The 19,168-nt window shown below is 68.2% G+C and carries 15 protein-coding genes and 1 pseudogene; 4 read left to right on the forward strand and 12 right to left on the reverse strand.

Annotation, left to right across the window (positions count from 1 at the left end):
• Positions 1-61: 61 nt before the first annotated feature.
• Positions 62-2,368, reverse strand: a complete 2,307-nt coding sequence (locus tag ACEU5R_RS14085; protein WP_392410593.1) for a molybdopterin-dependent oxidoreductase — start codon at positions 2,366-2,368, stop codon at positions 62-64.
• Between the two features lie 232 nt (positions 2,369-2,600).
• Between ACEU5R_RS14085 and ACEU5R_RS14090 the strand changes: the two genes are divergently transcribed.
• On the forward strand, positions 2,601-3,536 hold the full coding sequence (locus ACEU5R_RS14090) for a 4-hydroxy-tetrahydrodipicolinate synthase family protein (protein WP_392410594.1): 936 nt from the start codon (positions 2,601-2,603) through the stop codon (positions 3,534-3,536).
• Between the two features lie 148 nt (positions 3,537-3,684).
• On the forward strand, positions 3,685-4,698 hold the full coding sequence (locus tag ACEU5R_RS14095) for a tripartite tricarboxylate transporter substrate binding protein (protein ID WP_103273187.1): 1,014 nt from the start codon (positions 3,685-3,687) through the stop codon (positions 4,696-4,698).
• A gap of 194 nt (positions 4,699-4,892) precedes the next feature.
• Here the strand turns inward: ACEU5R_RS14095 and ACEU5R_RS14100 are convergent, their stop codons facing one another.
• The 9 genes from ACEU5R_RS14100 to ACEU5R_RS14140 form a co-directional block, all read right to left on the reverse strand.
• On the reverse strand, positions 4,893-6,683 hold the full coding sequence (locus ACEU5R_RS14100) for an aminopeptidase P family protein (RefSeq protein ID WP_392410595.1): 1,791 nt from the start codon (positions 6,681-6,683) through the stop codon (positions 4,893-4,895).
• A 13-nt stretch (positions 6,684-6,696) separates the two neighbouring features.
• Entirely contained in the window at positions 6,697-7,515 is an 819-nt protein-coding gene (locus ACEU5R_RS14105; protein WP_103273185.1) for a M55 family metallopeptidase, read from the reverse strand.
• A gap of 20 nt (positions 7,516-7,535) precedes the next feature.
• Complete coding sequence (locus ACEU5R_RS14110) at positions 7,536-8,639, reverse strand: P1 family peptidase (protein WP_103273184.1); 1,104 nt, start codon at positions 8,637-8,639, stop codon at positions 7,536-7,538.
• Between the two features lie 87 nt (positions 8,640-8,726).
• Positions 8,727-9,626, reverse strand: coding sequence for a glutathione ABC transporter permease GsiD (gsiD, locus tag ACEU5R_RS14115; RefSeq protein WP_103273183.1), 900 nt, complete (start codon positions 9,624-9,626; stop codon positions 8,727-8,729).
• Positions 9,627-9,633: 7 nt separating this feature from the next.
• The gene (gsiC, locus tag ACEU5R_RS14120) at positions 9,634-10,554 is read right to left on the reverse strand and encodes a glutathione ABC transporter permease GsiC (RefSeq protein ID WP_103273182.1); all 921 of its coding nucleotides are present in this window, start codon (positions 10,552-10,554) and stop codon (positions 9,634-9,636) included.
• A gap of 91 nt (positions 10,555-10,645) precedes the next feature.
• A complete protein-coding gene (gene gsiB, locus ACEU5R_RS14125) occupies positions 10,646-12,199 on the reverse strand; it encodes a glutathione ABC transporter substrate-binding protein GsiB (RefSeq protein ID WP_103273181.1) in 1,554 nt (517 codons plus the stop codon).
• Between the two features lie 81 nt (positions 12,200-12,280).
• Positions 12,281-14,167, reverse strand: coding sequence for a dipeptide ABC transporter ATP-binding protein (locus tag ACEU5R_RS14130; protein ID WP_392410596.1), 1,887 nt, complete (start codon positions 14,165-14,167; stop codon positions 12,281-12,283).
• Positions 14,168-14,273: 106 nt separating this feature from the next.
• Positions 14,274-15,254 (reverse strand): isoaspartyl peptidase/L-asparaginase family protein, encoded by a 981-nt coding sequence (locus ACEU5R_RS14135; RefSeq protein WP_392410597.1) that lies wholly within the window; start codon positions 15,252-15,254, stop codon positions 14,274-14,276.
• Positions 15,251-16,126, reverse strand: coding sequence for a MurR/RpiR family transcriptional regulator (locus ACEU5R_RS14140; RefSeq protein WP_103273178.1), 876 nt, complete (start codon positions 16,124-16,126; stop codon positions 15,251-15,253). Before ACEU5R_RS14140 ends, ACEU5R_RS14135 begins: the two co-directional genes overlap by 4 nt.
• A 234-nt stretch (positions 16,127-16,360) precedes the next feature.
• Here ACEU5R_RS14140 and ACEU5R_RS14145 point away from each other — a divergent pair, with 234 nt between their 5' ends.
• Positions 16,361-16,819: a GNAT family N-acetyltransferase gene (locus ACEU5R_RS14145; RefSeq protein WP_103273177.1), complete on the forward strand. Its 459-nt coding sequence runs from the start codon at positions 16,361-16,363 to the stop codon at positions 16,817-16,819.
• Between the two features lie 36 nt (positions 16,820-16,855).
• Here the strand turns inward: ACEU5R_RS14145 and ACEU5R_RS14150 are convergent, their stop codons facing one another.
• Positions 16,856-17,785 (reverse strand): AraC family transcriptional regulator, encoded by a 930-nt coding sequence (locus ACEU5R_RS14150; RefSeq protein WP_392410598.1) that lies wholly within the window; start codon positions 17,783-17,785, stop codon positions 16,856-16,858.
• Between the two features lie 123 nt (positions 17,786-17,908).
• Here ACEU5R_RS14150 and ACEU5R_RS14155 point away from each other — a divergent pair, with 123 nt between their 5' ends.
• Positions 17,909-18,871: an SDR family NAD(P)-dependent oxidoreductase gene (locus tag ACEU5R_RS14155; protein WP_392410599.1), complete on the forward strand. Its 963-nt coding sequence runs from the start codon at positions 17,909-17,911 to the stop codon at positions 18,869-18,871.
• Between the two features lie 77 nt (positions 18,872-18,948).
• Here ACEU5R_RS14155 and ACEU5R_RS14160 read toward each other — a convergent pair.
• A pseudogene (locus ACEU5R_RS14160) lies at positions 18,949-19,168 on the reverse strand (succinyl-CoA--3-ketoacid-CoA transferase); the annotation flags it as partial.

The raw sequence follows: 19,168 nt of genomic DNA on the forward strand, positions 1-19,168 counted from the left end.
CGCGGCTTGCGGGCCGATCCGCCCCCCTTCGCCCGCCAGGCCGGGCGGCCGCGCGCCGGGTTCAGCCCGCCAGTCGCGCCAGCGCCGGCGGCTCGAACACCCGCACCGGCTCCGGCCCGCCGGCCCATTTTTCCGCCTGAACCAGGGCCGACAGCGCGCTGCAGCCCTGCGCCAGCCTTGAGGTGCCCTCGTCCCGGGTCAGCACGTTCGGATTGCCGTGGCGCTCCAGCGCCGCGTCGCGCGGGTCGAACCAGGCGCCCGTGGCCATGACCACCACGCCGCGCGCCACGCCCTCGTCCAGGTCGGCGCCGCCCAGGCAGGCGCCGCGTTCGTTGTACAGGCGCACCACGTCCCCCTGGCCGATGCCGCGCGCGGCCGCGTCGGCCGGATGCATGCGGACCGGCTCGCGGCCGGCGATCTCGGCCTCGCGCGCGGCGTTCGACTGGTCCAGCTGCGAATGCAGCCGGCCCGCCGGCTGGCAGGTCACCAGGTGCAGGGGCCACTCGCGGGCGGCCTCGGCGCCCAGCCATTCCGCCGGCGGCAGCCAGGCCGGATGCGGCGGGCAATCGGCGTAGCCGAAGCCGGCCAGCGCCTCGCTGTGCAGCTCCAGCCTGCCCGAGGCGGTCTTGAGCGGATGCGCCTGGGGGTCGGCGCGGAACTGCTCGAACAGCACGAAGTCGCGCGGCGGCTCGGGCAACGCCACGTGGCCGCGCTCCCAGAAGGCGTCGAAATCCGGCAGCGTCAGCTGCTGCGCCTCCCAGGCCGGCCGCATCTGTTCGTAGATATGGCGGATCCAGGCCATCTCGTCACGGCCTTCGGTATAGACCTGCTCGAAGCCAGCCATCGCCGCCAGCTCGCGATAGATGTCGAAGTCGTTGCGGCTGTGGCCGACGGGCGCCAGCGCCTGGCGCATCGCCAGGATGTAACGGTCGCGCGACGAGCCGCCCACGTCGTTGCGCTCCAGCGTGGTGGTGGCCGGCAGCACGATGTCGGCGCGGCGCGCGGTCGGCGTCCACCAGGGCTCGTGCACGATGATGGTCTCGGGCCGCGTCCAGGCCCGCGCCAGCCGGTTCAGGTCCTGGTGGTGATGGAAGGGGTTGCCGCCGGCCCAGTACACCAGCCGGATGTCCGGATAGACACCGCCGCGGCCGTTGAATTCATAGGGCTGGCCGGGATGCAGCAGCATGTCGGCCATGCGCGCCACGGGAATCGAGACGCCTGCCGGGTTGCGGCCCGCGCGCATTTCCGGCGCTGGCAGGTCGGGCCGGGGATTGCCGGCTCCGTTCATCGAGCCGTGCCCGAAGGCGAAGCCGCCGCCGGGCAGGCCGATCTGGCCCAGCAGCGCGGCCAGCGCCACGCTGCCCCAGTACGGCTGCTCGCCGCGATGGCTGCGCTGCAGCGACCAGGCGCAGGTCAGCAGCGTGCGGCAGCCGGCCGCCTCGCGCGCCAGCCGGCGGATGGTGGCCGCCGGCACGCCGCAGACGCCTTCCGCCCATTCCGGCGTGCGGGCCTGGCCGCCGGCGCGGCCCAGCACATAGTCGGCGTAGGTCTCGAAGCCGTTGCAGCAGCGCGCCACGAAATCCGCGTCGTGCAGGCCCTCGGACAACAGCGTGTACGCCATGCCCAGCATCAGGGCCGCGTCGGTATTGGGTCGGATGGGCACCCATTCGGCATCCAGCGCCTCGGGCGCATCGCCGCGCGACGGGCTCACGATCACCGTCCGCATGCCGGCCGCGCGCGCCCGCGCCAGCCAGCCGGGCGTGGGATGGTCGCCGGCGCCGCCGGACGTGATCTGCGTGTTGCGCAGCGCGATGCCGCCAAAGGCGATCAGCAGCCGCGTATTGCCCACCACGCTGTTCCAGTCGGTGACGCGGCCCGTCACCGGCGCGTAGGTGCCGATGATGTGCGGCAGCAGGAACTGGGCCGCGCCCCAGCTGTAATTGCCGGCCTGGTCCACGCAGCCGCCGCCGGCGTAGAGGAATCGGTGCGTCAGCGTGCGGGCATGGTGCAACCGGCCGGCCGAGGACCAGCCATAGGAGCCGCCGAAGATCGCGGCCGGGCCATGCTCGGCGCGCACGCGCTGCAATTCCTCGTGCACCAGCCGCAGCGCCATGTCCCATTCGACCTCGACGTAACCCTCGACGCCGCGCAGCTCGGGCGCGCCGCGATGCCTGAGCCAGCTGGCGCGCACGCTGGGCCGCGCCACCCGCAGCGGCGAATGGACCAGATCGGGCATGGCATGAATAAGCGGGGACGGGGCCTGGTCATGGGCGAAGGGCTCGCAGCCCGCGAGCCGGCCGCCCTGCACCACCGCCGTATAGGCGCCCCAGTGCGACAGGGTGGGAAAACGGGAGATCGTGTCGGCCATGGAATCCTCCCGGCGGCTGCAACAAAAGCCGTATTGTTGGGGAAATTCTCATAACTTAGCAGCATCAACTTAGAAAATAATTGTCTTTAGACCGTCTCTGAACTGTGGAAAATAGAAAATTTTTCGGGACCGGTCTTTCTATACTGCGAAAGCAGCAAGGGGAATGGTCAGGCGTCAGCACCGACCACGCGACACCTGACTCACAAGGCAGTCCAATCTGTTGGAGTAGGTCATGAGCAAAAACAAGATCCAGGGGTCCTTCGTCGCCATCGTCACGCCGTTCAACCGTGACGGCAGCGTCGATTTCAGCGCATTTCGCAGCCTGTTGAAGTTCCAGGAAGACCACGGCACCGCCGCCGTGCTGATCATGGGTTCCACCGGCGAGGTCTCGCTGCTGTCGCCCGAAGAGCGCCGCCAGGTCATCGTCGAGACCGCCAAGATGAAGACCGGCAAGATGCAGCTGTTCTACGGCTGCACCGGCAACAACACCGACACCACCATCGAATACCTGAAGTTCGCGCGTGAGAACGGCGCCGACGGCGCCATCCTGGCCGCCCCGGCCTACATCTGCGCGTCGGAAGCCGATACCGAGGCCTACTTCCTCGAAGTGGCCGACGCCACCGACCTGCCGCTGGGCATCTACAACAACCCGCCCCGGGTCAAGAGCGACCTGCACTGGGACCAGCTGCTGCGCATCTTCAAGCACCCGAACTACGTGGTGCACAAGGAATCCACCACCCGCGTCGGGCAGGTGGCGCAGGTGCTGCGCGGCCGTCCCGATGTGTCGGTGATGTGCTGCGATTCGCCCAACCTGGGCCTGGTGGTCCCCACCATGAGCCTGGGCGGCCACGGCACCGCCAACATGACCGGCAACATCGCGCCGGCCGAGATGGCCTCCATCTCGCGCCCCTGGGTCACGCCAGACGTGTCGGTGAGCTTCCGCGAAGGCTATCTGGGCCTGCTGCCGATGCTGCATTACTCGTATTCGGCCATCAACCCGGTCGCGATCAAATCGCTGATGAAGGCCGTGGGCCTGCCCGTGGGCGACCTGCGCCGCCCGCTGCGCGGCCTGGAAGGCGAGGCGCTGGCCAAGGGCCTGCGCATCGTGCGCGAGCTGGGGCTGGACGCCAAGTACGGTTTCAGCTCGGCCCAGCTGAAGGCGGCCTGATCACGGCCGCCTGAACCCGGCCGGCGGCGGCGAGGCCGCCGGCTCGAATCCGAATCCGGCATGCCGCCGCGTACCGGGCGCCCGCCCCGCGCGGCGCCGCATGCCCGCACGCGCCCGCCGCGCCCCCCTTTGCCCGAGAAATCCTGCCATGTCCCGTTCCGCTTCCCACCGCGCGCCGCTGGCGCTGCTCAAATCCCTGGTTCCCGCCCTGGCGCTGGCCGCCACCCTGGCGCCCGCCGCCGCCTCCGCGCAGGAGGCTTATCCGCAGCGCCCGATCACGCTGGTGGTGCCGCATCCACCCGGCGGCTCGGTCGACGGCGTGGCGCGCATCTACGCCGAGCAGCTCGCCAAGGAGCTGGGCCAGTCCGTGGTGGTGGAAAACCGCGCCGGCGCTTCCGGCATGATCGGCGCGGCCTACGTCGCGCGCGCGGCACCCGATGGCTACACGCTGTACCTGAACGCGTCCATTCATGCGATCAATCCGCTGCTGTACAAGAAGACCATCAAGTTCGACGCAGTCAAGGATTTCACGCCCATCAGCGAACTGGCGCAAGGCGCGCTGATCTTCAGCATCAACCCCAAGGTGCCGGCCAACAACGTGCAGGAGCTGGTCAAGACGCTGAAGGCCGATCCGCAGAAATACTCGTTCGCCACCACCGGCTTCGGCTCGGCCGGCCATCTGGCGGCGGCCTCCTTCCTGCACGAGAACGGCCTGAGCCAGATCCCGATCGTGCTGTATCGCGGCGGCGGCCCGGCGCTGTCGGACCTGATCGGCGGCCAGGTGCACGCGCTGTTCGACCCGATGCTGTCCTCGCTGCCCATGGTGCGCGCCGACAAGCTGCGCGCCGTGGCGGTGACGGGCGCCGAGCGCAGCCCGCTGCTGGCCGACGTGCCCAGCATGCGCGAGCAGGGCCAGAAGAACTTCGAGTTCTATTCCTGGTACGGCCTGTGGGGCCCGGCCAAGCTGCCGGCGCCGGTGGTCAAGAAGCTGGAAGCGGCGTCGGCCAAGATCATGGCCACGCCCAAGGTGGTGGAACAGCTCGGCGGGCTGGGCTTTGAACCCGCGGTCAAGAACTCCGCCGATTTCAGCCGCTTCATCAACGCCGAGATGAAGCGCTACCAGACCATCATCGAGCAGTCGAAAATCGAGATCAACGAATAGGACCGCGACATCACCGCGCGCCGGCTGTCTCGAATGAGACTGCCGGCATCGCCAATTCAATTCCGTTTACCCAACGAAATAGATAGATCGCAATATGGCAGTGCCGCTCCAAGCGGGGCCGCACGGAGCCGGCTTTGCCGGTCCGTGGCGGCGCCCCCTTGAGGGGGAAGCGCCGCAGGCGCTTCGGGGGTGGGTCACACTGCTTTACAGCGCAGCGTCAGCCACGCCAGGGCATCGCCCTCGACCAGCGGCGACAGGCGCTCGAACACCGTCTTGTGATAGTCGTTGAGCCAGGCGCGCTCGTCGTCGCGCAACAGCGAAGGCTCGATGCAGCGCGTATCGATCGGGCACAGCGTCAGCGTCTCGAAGCACAGGAACTCGCCCAGTTCCGAGGTCAGCCAGCTGCGGTTGGCCACCAGGTTCTCGATGCGCACGCCCCAGCGGCCCGGACGGTAGATGCCCGGTTCGTTGGAGGTGATCATGCCCGGCTCCATCGCCGTGTGCGGGCCGGGAGCCGCGCGGTACGAAATCACCTGCGGGCCTTCGTGCACGTTCAGGAAATAGCCCACGCCGTGACCCGTGCCGTGGCCGTACTCGGCGCCGCCTTCCCAGATCGGCGCGCGCGCGATGGCGTCCAGCATCGGCGACGGGGTGCCGCGCGGGAAGGACGCGCGCGACAGTGCGATCATGCCCTTGAGCACCAGCGTGAAGTCGACCTTCTGGTCGGCGCTGGGCGCGCCCACCGCGACCACGCGGGTGATGTCGGTGGTGCCGCCCAGATACTGGCCGCCCGAGTCGATCAGCAGCAGGCCATCGCCTTCGATCACGGCGTGCGATTCGGCGGTGGCGCGGTAATGCGGCATGGCGCCGTTGGCGTTGAAACCGGCGATGGTGGCGAAGCTGGGACAGGCATAGCCGGGCCGGCGCGCGCGGGCCGCGGTGATCTGTTCGTCGATGGTCAGCTCGGTGATGCGTTCCTTGCCCAGCGCGCCTTCGAACCAGGCGAAGAACTCGCACAGCGCCGCGCCGTCCTGTTCCATGGCCTGGCGCACATTGGCCAGTTCGGCCTCGGTCTTGCGCGACTTCAGCAGCGTGGACGGATTGATCGCCTCGACGCGCGGCACGTCCGGATTCATGGCGTGGAACACGCCGCAGGTGACGCGGGCCGGGTCGATCAGCAGGGTCTGGTCCAGCTCCAGCGAGCCCAGCGCCTCGGCGGCCTGGGCATAGCCAGCGACGTCCACGCCGTCCGCGGCCAGGACGGCGCGCAAGGTCTCGTCCACCTTGCCTTCGGCCACGAACAGCGTGGCGTAGTCCAGACCGACCAGCGCATGGCCGACGAACACCGGGTTGTAGTCCACGTCGGCGCCGCGCAGGTTGAAGAGCCAGGCGATGTCGTCGAGCGTGCTGATGAAGTGCGCGTCGGCGCCATGCTTGCGCATGGCCTCGCGCACCTGCGCCAGCTTGTCGGCGCGACTGACGCAGGCCTGTGGCGCGACGTGTTCGTAGATGCGCGCGTCCGGCAGGCCGGCGCGGCCTTCCCAGATGTCGTCCAGCAGGTCGGCGCCGATCTCCAGCGAGGCGCCCGACGCGGCGGCGGCGGCCGACAAGGCGCGGAAGGCCGCCAGGCCCAGCACCTGTCCGTCCACGCCGATGCGCTGACCCGCCCGCGTGTTGGCGGCCAGCCAATCCACATGGCCGGGCGTGGTGGCCAGCGCGATCTTCATCAGCTGCACGCCGGTGCCGGCCAGCTGCGCCTCGGCCTGCACCCAGTAGCGGCTGTCGACCCACAGGCCGGCGAAATCGGCCGTGACCACCAGCGTGCCCACCGAGCCCGTGAAGCCCGACAGCCAGCGCCGCCCCTGCCAGCGCGCCGGCAGGTATTCGGACAGGTGCGGGTCCGAGGACGGCACGATGTAGGCGGACAGGCCGCGGCGGCTCATGGCCTGCCGCAGCAGGGCGATACGGGCATCGGTACTGGACATGGGAAAGGGATCCTCAACGCAACATGAAAGACATGGCGGCCAGGCTGTTCAGCGTGCGGACGGCCGACTGCATGCTGTCCGTGGTGAACGTCAGGGTCACGCCGTCCACGCGCTCCAGCGTGGGCCACATGCAGAACAGGTCGGCCAGCGCCGGGCTCTGCGTCTGCAACCGGCATTCTATAGGCGCGGGGATGCGGAAAGGAACCGCCTTTTTCAGGTTGCGCACGGCCGTCTCGGCGGCGGCCGCGATGGCGCGGCGCGAGGCCGCCGGCGACAGCGTGACGCCGCTGCCCTGCCCGTGCGCCACCTTGGTCTGCACCCATTGCGCGCCGGGGAACAGGTCCGAGGTTTCGCTGATGAAGACGTCGTCGCCGGTCGCCAGGATCACGGGCACGCCCATCTCGCCGGCCAGCGCGCCATACAGGCCGGCCTCGCCCAGCTCCATGCCGTTGATGAACACGCGGGCGAAGGCGAAGCTGTTGATGGTGTGGGCCAGGATGCCACGCCCCTGCGAACGCGAGTGGTAGCCGATCATGAAGACCGCGTCGCAGCCCTCTTCCAGCCCGCCCATCATGCCCAGGTAGCGCGGCTTGCCCAGCACCAGGCGGGCGCGCTCATCCAGGCCGTCGGGCAGCAGATTGCGGAAACCGCCGTGCGAATCGTTGACCAGAATGTCCTCGGCGCCGCCGGCGATGGCGCCCTGCACGGCGGCGTTGGCCTCGGCGGTCATCCAGGCGCGGGCGCGCTCGTATTCGCCGTTGCCGGCGCGCACTTGCTCGGAATGGAAGACGCCGGCGACGCCTTCGATATCGGTGGAGATCAGGATCTTCATGGAGTCAGTCCTAGGGATGTTCAGAATGCGGAATCAGCGAGCCATTGTTGCCATTGCGGCGCGGCTTCGCGGATGCTGGCGCGGCGATGGCCATCGCGGCCGGTCACGCTGTCAGCGCGCCAGAGCGCGGCAATGATGGCCTGCTCGCAGGCCTGCGCCGCCGCCTCGAACAGCGGGTCGATGCGGGTTTCGTGCAGCATGGCGATCGCCGGCATCGGCCGGTCGGCCAGCTGCGGCACGGTGTAGGCGGTGGAAAAGGCCAGCGCGATGTCGCCGCTGCCATGGCCGAACACCGAGCCGGTGCGGGCCAGGCCGGCGCCGGCGCGCAGCGACAGGCGGCGCAGCTGGCGCGCGTCCAGCGGCGCGTCGGTGGCCAGCAGCAGTATGATCGAGCCCTTCTCCGGCGTGATCACGGCGTTCTCGCCGGCCTGCGCCAGGCTGGCGTCGAGCTGTTGCGACAGCCGGCGGCCGAACGGACGGCCGGCCACGGTCAGGTTGGGCAGGCGGCCGAAGTTGGCCAGCACCAGCGCGCCCACGGTGTAGCGTTGGCCGGGCTGGACCTCGGCCAGGCGCGAGGCCGAGCCGATGCCGCCCTTGAACGAAAAGCAGGACATGCCGCGCCCGGCGCCGACCGCGCCCTGCGCCATCCGCTTGCCGGCCGCGGCCAGCGCCTGGGCGTAGTGCGCTTCCTGCACCGCCATGGCCTGGATGTCATTCAGGTAGCCGTCGTTGCACTCGAACACCAGCGGATTGACCGTGGACAGCTCGCGGCCAATGGCGGGATTGGCTGCCACGGCGGCGCGGATCTGCGCGTTGGCCACGGTGCCCACGCCGAAGGTGTTGGTCAGCGCGATGGGCGTTTCCAGCACGCCCAGCTCCTGCACCTGCACCAGCCCCGTGCTCTTGCCGAAGCCGTTGAGCACGGTGGCGGCGGCGGGCGTCTTGTCCAGGAACGGGTCGCCGGCGTGCGTGCGCACCACGGTCACGCCGGTCTGCGATGCGCCATCGGCCAGCGTGACGTGGCCCACGGTGACGTCGCCGACGTCGCAGATGGAATCCAGGGGGCCCGCCGGCAAATCGCCGATGCGGGGAATGTCCGGCGCTTGGGTGTCCAGCTCAGCCATGTATCGCTCCAGAATGCGAAACGCCGCCGTCCCTCGCCGGATGCGCGCGCCGGTAGGCGCGCGCGCGGACGGGACGGCGGCGTGGGATTACTTGCGGTCGATCTTGGGATCGAGCGCGTCGCGCAGGCCGTCGCCCAGCAGGTTGAACGCCAGCACGGTCAGGAAGATCGCCAGCGCCGGGAAGATGGCCACGTGCGGCGCGATCACCATGTCGGCGCGGGCCTCGTTCAGCATCGCGCCCCACTCGGGCGTGGGAGGCGAGGCGCCCATGCCCAGGAACGACAGGCTGGCCGCGGTGATGATCGAGGTGCCGATACGCATCGTGCCGTACACCACGATCGGCGAGATCGTGCCGGGCAGGATGTGGCGCATGATGATGGTCCAGTCGGACGCGCCCACGCTCTTGACCGCTTCGACGTAGGTCATCTGCTTGATCGACAGCGTGTTGCCGCGCACCAGGCGGGCGAAGGCCGGCACGCTGAACACGGCCACGGCCACGATCACGTTGACCATGCTGGAGCCCAGGATGGCGACCACGCCGATGGCCAGCAGCATGCCGGGGAAGGCCAGCAGCACGTCCGAGACGCGCATGGTGATGCGTTCCCACCAGCCTTCGTAGTAGCCCGCCATCAGGCCCATGAAGGTGCCGACGATGGCGCCCATGAAGACGGACAGGAAGCCGGCGGCCAGCGAGATGCGGGCGCCCATCACGATGCGGCTGAAGATGTCGCGGCCCAGCGAGTCCACGCCCAGCCAGTGGGTCAGCGAGGGGCCGGCGTTGAGCGCGTCGTAGTCGAAGAAGTTCTCGGCGTCGAACGGCACGATCCAGGGGGCGAAGATCGCCACCACGACCAGCAGCAGGACGAAGATGCCGGCGCCGACGGCCAGCTTCTGCTTCTTGAATTTGCGCCAGAACTCGGTGGCGGGCGTGCGCACGTCGTTCTGGGAAGCGGCGGCGATGGTAGTGGCGGGTGTCGTATTGCTCATGGCCGCCTCACTTGTAACGGATGCTGGGATTGATGACGCCGTAGAGCACGTCGACAATCAGGTTGATCAGGATGAATTCCAGCGAGAACAGCAGCACCAGGCCCTGGATCACCGGATAGTCGCGCTGGGTGACGGCGTCGACCAGCAGCCGGCCCAGGCCGGGCCAGTTGAACACGGTCTCGACCACGATGGAGCCGCCCAGCAGGAAGCCGAACTGCAGGCCCATCATCGTGACCACCGGAATCAGCGCGTTGCGCAGCGCGTGCTTGATGATCACGCGGCGCTCGGTCAGGCCCTTGGCGCGGGCGGTTCGCACGAAGTCTTCCTGCACCACTTCCACGAAGGACGCGCGGGTGAAGCGCGCCATCACGGCGGCCACCGCCGCGCCCAGCGTGATGGACGGCAGGATGTAGTGTTGCCAGGTCGAGGCGCCGACGGTCGGCAGCCAGCCCAGGTTCACGGAGAAGATCTGCATCAGCATCATGCCCAGCGCGAAGGCGGGGAACGAGATGCCGGACACCGCCAGCGTCATGCCGAGGCGGTCGGGCCAGCGGTTGCGCCAGACGGCCGAGACGATGCCGATGATCATGCCGAAGGCGACGGACCAGACCATGCTGGCGATCGTCAGCCACAGCGTGGGCATGAAGCGGTCGGCGATTTCGGTCGAGACGGGGCGCTTGGTACGCAGCGAGGTACCCAGGTCGCCTTGCAGCATGTGGCTGAAGTAGCGCACGAACTGCTGCGGCAGGGGCAGATCCAGCCCGAGTTCCTTACGCACGAGTTCGACGGTCTGCTGGTCGGCCTCCTGGCCCGCGGCCAGTCGCGCCGGGTCGCCCGGAAGCATGTGCACAAACAGGAACACGACCACGGCCACCAGCAGCAGCGTGGGGATCATGCCCAAAAGACGTTTGACGATGTAGGTCAGCATTGAAATTCCTGCGACAGCGGCGGGAACGTCATGTTCCCGCCGCATGCGGCCTAACTGTGGGGCCTTACGGCCCCGGGGGTTACTGCAAGGTTTACTGCTTCAGTTCGATGTCGCCGAACCAGAACGAGGTGTCCGGTTCCACGTACACGCCCGACAGGTTCTTCGAACGGACGTACAGGTTGTTCTGGGTCACCAGGAAGGCCCACGGGGCGTCCTTCCAGATGGTTTCCTGAACGTTCTTGTAGATCTCGGTCTTCTTGGCGCGATCGGTCGTGGCCAGCGCTTGCTGCACGCCGTCGTCAACCGCCTTGTTCGAGTAGTACGACACGTTGTTGAGCACGGGCGGGAAAGCCGGCGTGGTCAGCAGCGGACGCAGGCCCCAGTCGGCCTCGCCGGTCGACGAGGACCAGCCGGCGTAGTACATGCGGACCTTGGCTTCCTCGGGCTTCTGCACCTGCTGCACGCGCTGCACGCGCTGGCCGGATTCCAGCACTTCCACCGACACCTTGATGCCGACCTGGGCCAGCTGCTGCTGCAGGAACTGGACCGCCTTGACCGACGTGCCGTCGTTGTAGGCCGACCACAGCGTGCTTTCGAAGCCGTTGGGGTAGCCGGCTTCGGCCAGCAGGGCCTTGGCCTTCTTGATGTCATGCGGCCAGGCGCCGGTCTTGTAGGCGTAGTCCACGCCCTGCGGCACCACGCCTTCGACCACGGAGGCGTAGCCCGAGAACGCGACCTTGGCCAGCGCTTCCTTGTTGATGGCGTAGTTGATGGCTTCGCGCACCTTGGGGTTGTCGAACGGCTTTTGCTGCACGTTCATCGACAGGTAGCGGGTCATGATCGAGTTCTGGTGATCGATCACGTCCAGCTTGTCGTTCTTCTTCAGCACGGCGGCCTGCTCGAACGGCACCGGGAAGGCGAACTGAGCCTCGCCGGTCTGGACCACGGCGGCGCGCGTGTTGTTGTCGGTGACGGTGCGGAAGGTCAGCGTGTCGACCTTCGGGTAGCCCTTCTTCCAGTAACCGTCGAACTTCTTGACCTTCAGGTATTCGGCCGGCTTCCATTCGACGAATTCGAACGGGCCGGTGCCCACCGGGTGGAAGCCGATTTCCTTGCCGTACTTGGCCAGCGCGGCCGGCGAGATCATCATGGCGGCCGGGTGGGCCAGCGCGTTGATGAAGGCCGAGAACGGCTTCTTCAGCGTGATCTTGATCGTCAGCGGATCCACCACTTCGGTCTTCTCGATGACGCTGAACTGGATGTAGCGCGACAGGCGGTTGTCCGGGTTGGCCGGGCGGTCGAAGTTGATCTTGACGGCTTCGGCGTTGAAGTCGGTGCCGTCATGGAACTTGACGCCTTCGCGCAGCTTGAACGTGTAGACCAGGCCGTCTTCGCTGACGGTGTAGTCGGTGGCCAGCACCTTCTGGACCTTCAGGTCCTTGTCGAACTCGAACAGGCCTTCGTAGTAGGCCTTGCCGGCCGCCTGGTTCAGGGTGCTGTTGGTGTTGTACGGATCGAGCGTTTCCAGGGCGATGGCGACGGCAAACGTCACGTCCTTGGAAGCGTGCGCCAGCGGCGAACTGAGCATGCCGAAAGCCACCGCGGCGGCGGCCATCAGCTTGGTGGGGCGCAAAACTTTCATCATTGCAACTCCTGGTTCCGTGAGGAAGCTATGGGGTTTGTTGGAAGAAACTTCAGATATGGCACAACTGCACGGCGCGGCCGCTCAGTACGCGCCGCCAACGGGGTGGCGGGCGACGAAGTGGTCCTTGCCTACCTGCACCAGCGGCTGCACCACCGGCTCGTCGCCGAGCTTGCGGATCGGGCTGGGAATTTCATCGGACAACAAGGTGCGCTTCATGTGGCGGCGCGCCGGATCGGCGATCGGCACGGCCGACATCAGCTTCTTGGTGTACGGGTGCTGCGGGTTCTCGAAAATCTCGCGGCGCGGGCCGATCTCGACGATCTGGCCCAGGTACATCACCGCCACGCGGTGGCTGACGCGCTCGACCACGGCCATGTCGTGCGAGATGAACAGGAAGGCGATGCCCATGTCGCGCTGCAGGTCGATCAGCAGGTTCACGATCTGCGCCTGGATCGACACGTCCAGCGCCGACACCGATTCGTCGGCGATCACGACCTTGGGATTCAGGGCCAGGGCGCGCGCGATGCAGACGCGCTGGCGCTGGCCGCCGGAAAATTCGTGCGGATAGCGCTGCGCCACCTCTGGCGGCAGGCCGACGCGCTCGAGCAGTTCGGCGACACGGCGTTCGGCCTCCTTGCCCTTGGACACGCCGTGCACCAGCAGCGGCTCCATGATCGAGAAGCCGACCGTGACGCGCGGATCGAGCGAGGCGAAGGGATCCTGGAACACGAACTGGATGTCGCGGCGCAGCGATTGCAGCTCGCTGTTCTTCAGGCGCACGATGTCGCGGCCGCCGAAGCGGATCTCGCCGCCCTGGCTTTCGACCAGGCGCAGCAGCGAACGGCCGGTGGTGGATTTGCCGCAGCCCGACTCGCCCACCAGCGACAGCGTCTCGCCGGGGTACAGGTCGAAGCTGACCTTCTCGACGGCATGCACGCGGCGCTGCACGCGGCTCATGATGCCGCCGCGCAGATCGAAGCGCGTGACCAGGTCGCGCACGCTGAGGATCGGTTCCCTGCGCGCGGCCGGCACTTCCTGGGTGCTCGCGGCGGCGGGCTCGGCCACGGGCTGGGCCTTGCCGTCCACCTGCAGCAGCGGAAAGCGGGCCGGCAGGTCGGTGCCCTGCATGGCGCCCAGCTTGGGCACCGCGGACAGCAGCGCGCGGGTGTAGGCGTGACGGGGATCGGCGAACACGCGTTCGGACGGGCCTTCCTCGACCTTGTCGCCGCGATACATGACCAGCACGCGGTCGGCCACTTCGGCCACCACACCCATGTCGTGGGTGATGAACACCACGCCCATGTGCATTTCTTCCTGCAGCTGGCGAATCAGTTGCAGGATCTGGGCCTGAATGGTCACGTCCAGCGCGGTGGTCGGCTCGTCGGCGATCAGCAGCGCCGGCTTGCAGGCCAGCGCCATGGCGATCATGACGCGCTGGCGCATGCCGCCGGACAGCTGATGCGGGAAGCGATCCAGCACCGACTTGGCCTCGGGAATGCGCACCTGTTCCAGCATGCGCAGCGCCTCGGCGCGCGCGGCGGCAGCATCCTTGCCCTGGTGCTGGCGGATCGATTCGGCGATCTGGTCCCCGGCGGTGAACACCGGGTTCAGCGAGGTCATGGGTTCCTGGAAGATCATGGCCATGTCCGCGCCGCGCACATTGCGCATGACGCGCTGGCTGGAATTGACCAGATCGACCACCGTGCCGTTGCGCCGGCGCAGCGCCATGTTGCCCTGGGCGATGCAGCCGCCGCCGTGCTCGACCAGGCGCATCAGCGCCAGCGAGGTCACCGACTTGCCGGAACCGGACTCGCCCACGATGGCCAGGGTCTCGCCCCGGTCCACGTGGAAGGACAGGTTGCGCACGGCTTCGACCGTGCGCTCCGAGCCGACGAAGCGCACCGTCAGGTCGTCGACCTGGACCACGCGGTTATCCGGCATCGCCAGGCTGTTAGCGCGATCAACCATCTTTCTTCAATCCCCAAAACTCGAAAATTCCGCCGCCCGGCTTGGCCGGACGGCGGTGTAAAAAGCCCTGCGCGAGCCTGCCGTCCCCAGGGGGACGCCGCGCGCCTTAGCGATAAATGGCCACGACGGGCGCTTCGCCCACCCGGCCATAACCGCGGTACATGCCTTCGGTGTTGAACGGCAGGGCCACATTGCCCTGCGCGTCCACGGCCACCAGGCCGCCCTTGCCTTCGATCGTCGGCAGTTTGTCCATCACGACGCTGTCGGCGGCCTGCGCCAGGCTGGCGCCGGCGTATTCCATCTGCGCCGCCACGTCATAGGCGGCAACCATGCGGATGAACATCTCGCCGGTGCCCGTCGCCGACACAGCGCAGGTCTTGTTGCTGGCATAGGTGCCGGCGCCGATCAGCGGAGCGTCGCCGACGCGGCCGATCTGCTTGTTGGTGATGCCGCCGGTGGACGTGGCCGCGGCCAGGTTGCCCTGGGCATCGACCGCCACCGCGCCCACCGTGCCGAACTTCTTGTCGGCGTCCAGCGGGTCGGCCGGCGCGGGCTGGCCGCGCGCCACCATGGCCTGGCCGTCATGGTCCAGCACGGCGGCCTCGGGCGTCTCGCGCTGCACGCGCAGCAGCTGCTCGCGGCGGGCTTCGGTCGAGAAATAGGACGGGTCAACCAGCTCCAGCCCTTCCTGGCGGGCGAAGTCCTCGGCGCCCTCGCCCACGAAGAACACGTGCTTGCTGTTCTCCATGACCTTGCGCGCCGCGAAGATCGGGTTGCGCACGCGGTGCACGTTGGCGATGGCGCCCGAGCGCAGCGTGGCGCCGTCCATGATGGCGGCGTCCAGCTCGTGCGTCGCGGCGCTGGTGAAGACCGAACCGTGGCCAGCGTTGAACAGCGGGCAGTCCTCCAGCAGGCGCACGGCCTCGGTGACCGCGTCCAGGGCGCTGCCGCCGGCGGCCAGCACGGCCTGGCCGGCTTGCACGATGGACTTCAGCGCGCCCAGGTACTCCTGTTCTTTCTCCGGGGACATGGCCGCGCGGGACATCGCGCCGGCGCCGCCGTGAATGGCGATCACGGGTTGAATCATCGTTTACCTACTCCATGTATGAGCCACGGCATCACGGACTGGGTCACCCCGGCCGCGGCCGCGACGGAATTCTTGGCGCGATAGGCCACGGCGGCCGACAGGGCTTCGATCAGCCCCAGCGCCGCGGTCTCGGAATTGGGTATCAGCTGGCGCGTCGACACCGCGTACAGCACCACGGACGCGGCGGGCGCCAGCGGCGACGTGGGCTTGTCGGTCAGCACCAGCACCGGCACGCCGGCCTGCTTGGCCGCATTGGCCAGCGTGACCGTGTCGGCCAGGTAGCGCGGGAAGGCGATGGCGATGACCAGATCCTTGCTGGTCATGCGCGACATCTGGCGGGCGGCGTGGGACACGCCGCCGGGGCCGGCGAGCGACTCGACCGAGTGCAGGTGCATGCACAGGCCGCGTTGCAGCATGCCGGCCAGGAAGCCGCTGGCGCCGAAACCGATGATGAAGACGCGATCGGCGCCCAGGATGATGTCGACGGCCTGCTCGCAGGCCTCGGCGTCCAATCCTTGCAGGTTGCGCTGGGCGTTGCGGATGTCTTCTTCCAGGGTGGCGGCGAAGATCTGCACGGCGCTGGCCGAATGCGCCAGCTCGGTGCGCAGCTTTTCCACGGGTTCCAGCGCGGCCTCGAAACCGCGCGCCAGCTCGGCGCGGAACTGCGGGTAGCCCGGCAGTTCCAGCGCCCGCGCGAAACGGTTGGCTGTCGCCACCGACACGCCCACCGCCGCGGCGAACTCGTCGATCGTCATGGTGGCGACGCGGAACTGGTGCGCCAGCACGTACTCGGCCATCTTGTGCTGGGTACGGCTCAGCGCGGGCTGGGCCCGGGCGATCCGATCAGCGATCGTGAGGACGGCTTTGTTCATGGGGAAGCGAGCGGAATGGCGCGGAAAACGTGGCAGAAAATTATGTAAATTCGTTTACAGATAAATTTTAGATAAGAAAATAGATTTTCATACTAGGGGTATACCCGTGATTACTTGTAACAAGCCGCCGAAAATCGGGGGCGGTCTGCGGTACGCTTACGCGGCTCCCCTCGCGGCGGCCACGCCCGAACCCCGGACGGCATTCGCCGCCGCTCCCCACCCTGGAATTCCCCCATGCCCGCCTGGACCTGCAAGCCCCACGCCGACCTGACCACCGCCGAACTCTACGCGCTGCTGACGTTGCGCTCGGTGGTGTTCGTCATGGAGCAGAACTGCCCCTACCTGGACATGGACGGCCAGGACCTGCAAGGCCAGACGCAGCACCTGATGGCCTGGGACAATGGCGCGCTGGTCGCCTACTGCCGGCTGCTGGAACCGGCCCGCAACGAAGGCCGGGCCGTGATCGGCCGGGTCGTCACCGCGCCCTCGGCGCGCGGCGCGGGCCTGGGCCATGAGCTGGTGCGCCGCGCCAAGGAGGAAATTCGCCGCGTCTGGCCCGGCCAGCCCATCTACCTGAGCGCGCAGGCGCACCTGCAGCGCTACTACGGCGCGCACGGCTTCAAGGCCGTGACCGAGGAATACATGGAAGACAACATCCCGCACATCGGGATGCTGCTGGATGAGCCGGCCTGAGCGCGGCGGGGCGCGCGGACACGAAAGCCGCCGGCTCTACCGGCCCTGCTGCCCGTCCGGCGGAACCGGCGGCCGCCGGTACACGCTCGGCGCGCTGCCCATGACACGCTTGAAGGCATGGCTGAACGCGCTGTCGGAGTCATAGCCCAGCTTCTGCGCGACCGAGGAAATCGTCGCCTGGCTGCCTGTCAGCGCGCGCGCCGCCAGTTGCATGCGCCAGCGCAGCACGTATTCCAGCGGCGCGATGCCCGCCTTGCGCTTGAAATGCAAGGCCAGCGTGGAGCGCGATACGCCCGCGACCTCGGCCAGCGCCTCGACGGTCCAGACGCGCGCGGGATCGGCGTGGATCGCCTGGATCGCCGCGCCGATGCGAGGATCCGAAACCGCCAGCAGCCAGCTCGGCGCGCCATCGCCGCCCCGCTCCAGATAGAGCCGCAGCATTTCCACCAGCATGATGTGGCCCAGGTGCTGGATCACGATGGCGCCGCCCGGCGAGGCGTGCGCCAGCTCGTGGGCCAGGCGCCGTAAGGCCCAGCTCAGCACCGCCGCCTGCTCCGATCCGCTCTTGACCACGGCGACGGGCGGCAGTCCGTCGACCAGCAAGCCGGCGGCCTCGCCGAACGCGAAGCGCCCGCCGATCAGGAAGAACCCATCGGCCGTGCCACAGCGGGCGATGCCCTGGACGGCATGGCGATACACCTGATCCGCCGGAACGGCCGGCAGGCCGGGATCGCTGCGCAATGAAAACGTCCGCCTGCGCGACAGCAGGAAGCAATCGCCGCGTTCCAGCCGGATCGCCTGCGCCACGCCCTCGACGCTCAGCCAGCAGGCGCCCTCGACGACCGCGTTGAACTTGATGCCATCGGGCGCGGGAAAGTCGATGGCCCAATCGCCGCCCGCCTTCAGGCCGGCGAAGAAGGAACTTTGGGTATTCAACAGGGCTAGGACTTCGGACAACGGATCCATGGCGCGGCCTCGGACGATCTCGACAGAGTAGCGGACTTTGCTGCATTCACAGTCTCAAGTCCAGTGCGCAGAATGCAGTGCATGGATTCCATCCGGACATCCCGAGGCTTACAAGGATTTGCCATGCCCCATCCGCAGTTTCCGATCGGCTCCGGTTTCGGCGCCGCCACCACCGCGCAGGCGGTGCTCGCCGGCCTGGACCTGTCCCACGCCACCGCCATCGTCACCGGCGGCCACTCCGGCCTGGGACTGGAAACCACCCGCGCGCTGGCCCAGGCCGGCGCGCGCGTCATCGTCGCGGCGCGCGACGCCGAGGCCGCCCGCGCGCAGACTCGCGACATCGCCGGGGTCCAGGTCGAACCGCTGGATCTCGCCAGGCTGGACAGCGTGCGCGATTTCGCCCGGCGCTTCCTGGCCGGCGGACAGCATGTCGACATGCTGATCTGCAGCGCGGGCATCATGGCCTGCCCCGAGACCCGCGTCGGGCCGGGTTGGGAAGCCCAGTTCGCCACCAACCACCTGGGCCATTACGCGCTGGCCAACCTGCTCTGGCCGGCGCTCCGCAGCGGCGCGCGCGTGGTCGCCGTCTCGTCCGCCGGACACCATCAATCCGGCATGCGCTGGGACGATGTGCAGTTCACGCGGGGCTACGACAAATGGCTGGCCTACGGGCAGTCGAAAACCGCGAACGCCCTGTTTGCCCTGCATCTGGACAAGCTGGGACGAGAGCATGGCGTGCGCGCCTTTTCGCTGCATCCCGGCAAGATCTTCACGCCGCTGCAACGCCACCTGACGCGGGCAGAAATGACGGCCGCGGGCTGGCTGGACGCCAGCGGCCAGCCAGCCGACCCCAGCTTCAAGACCGTGCAGCAGGGCGCGGCCACCCAGACCTGGGCAGCCGCCTCGCCGCAGCTGGAAGGCATGGGCGGCCTGTACTGCGAGGATTGCGACGTCGCCGCGCTGGACCTGGGCGAAGCTCCCTCCTTCGCCGGCGTGCGCCCGCACGCGGTCGATCCCGACGCAGCCGCGCGGCTTTGGGCGCTGTCCGCCGGGCTCACCGGGATCGACGCGTTCGCCGCGCGCTGAGCCGCCCGCGCGCGCCGCTCGCACAGGCAAGAAAAAAGCCCCTCGCGGGGCTTTCCTCTGCTTGCGCGAGACGGCGCCTACTTCACCGCCGACACATCCAGCTTGGCCAGCGTCTTGGACTGGATCTCTTGGACCGTCACGCCCGGCGCCACTTCCAGCAGCTTCAGGCCGCCCTCGGTGACTTCCATCACGCCCAGGTCGGTGATGATCAGGTTGACCACGCCCACGCCTGTCAGCGGCAGGTTGCAGGCCGGCAGCAGCTTGATGTCCTCGGTGCCGTCCTTCTTCTTGGCCACA

The sequence above is a fragment of the Achromobacter sp. 413638 genome, assembly GCF_043119405.1.
Classification (GTDB): Bacteria; Pseudomonadota; Gammaproteobacteria; order Burkholderiales; family Burkholderiaceae_B; genus Achromobacter.